Source organism: Lunatimonas salinarum (assembly GCF_017811155.1).
Classification (GTDB): Bacteria; Bacteroidota; Bacteroidia; order Cytophagales; family Cyclobacteriaceae; genus Lunatimonas; species Lunatimonas salinarum.
The window spans coordinates 1-763 of sequence record NZ_JACVCV010000095.1; the positions used below are offsets into that span (position 1 = coordinate 1).

A 763-nucleotide genomic window follows, 5' to 3' on the forward strand; every position below is an offset into this window, starting at 1 on the left:
CGTTAGGCTCCAGCAAAAGAACGTTCAAAAGCAATTTGTTATTTAAAATTTTGATAAATTTAGAATATGAAGCATCTAACTTTAACTATACCAGATCATCTTGAATTAGATGAGAAGGATACAAAACGATTCCTTGCGGCAAAAATGTATGAATCTGGGAAACTTTCACTCGGACAAGCCGCAGAATTAGCTGGTTTGTCAAAAGTAGCATTTTCAGAGATTTTGGCCGATTATGATGTTTCATTAATCAACTATCCACCATCGGACATCATAAAAGATGCATCAAGATTCTAACATCATTATTTCAGATACCAGCTGTTTAATTATTTTGGACAAAATTGATGAGCTTGAGTTATTAAGGAAGATGGGGAAGAAGGTGTTTGTGACTCCGATAATTTTAAAGGAGTTTGGGAAAACGCTACCTGATTGGATTTTGGTTGCTTCGCCTGAAAATTCTCATTATCAAAAGATATTGGAAATGGATTTAGATGAAGGTGAAGCAAGTGCTATCGCATTATCTTTAGAAATGGAAGACCCAATTCTTATGCTTGATGAACTTAAGGGAAGAAAAGTAGCAGAAAAGCTTAATTTAAGGTATTCGGGTACATTTGGCTTAATCCTTAGAGCCAAGGAAATCGGAATTTTAGAAAGGGTAAAACCTATACTTGAAAAGATAAAGTTAACCAATTTTAGGTTTAATGATAAGCTTTTTGAAAAGGTGTTGGAACAAGCTGGGGAATAACCCAAAGAATGCCAGAGCCTA

At 34.9% G+C, this 763-nt stretch carries 2 protein-coding genes; both read left to right on the plus strand.

All coding sequences use genetic code 11. The annotated features are described in order from the left end of the window. Positions 1-66 precede the first annotated feature (66 nt). The gene (locus tag IAQ59_RS22045; protein WP_209333017.1) at positions 67-294 is read left to right on the plus strand and encodes a UPF0175 family protein; all 228 of its coding nucleotides are present in this window, start codon (positions 67-69) and stop codon (positions 292-294) included. Then, positions 278-742 (plus strand): PIN domain-containing protein, encoded by a 465-nt coding sequence (locus IAQ59_RS22050; RefSeq protein ID WP_209333018.1) that lies wholly within the window; start codon positions 278-280, stop codon positions 740-742. Before IAQ59_RS22045 ends, IAQ59_RS22050 begins: the two co-directional genes overlap by 17 nt. Positions 743-763 lie beyond the last annotated feature (21 nt).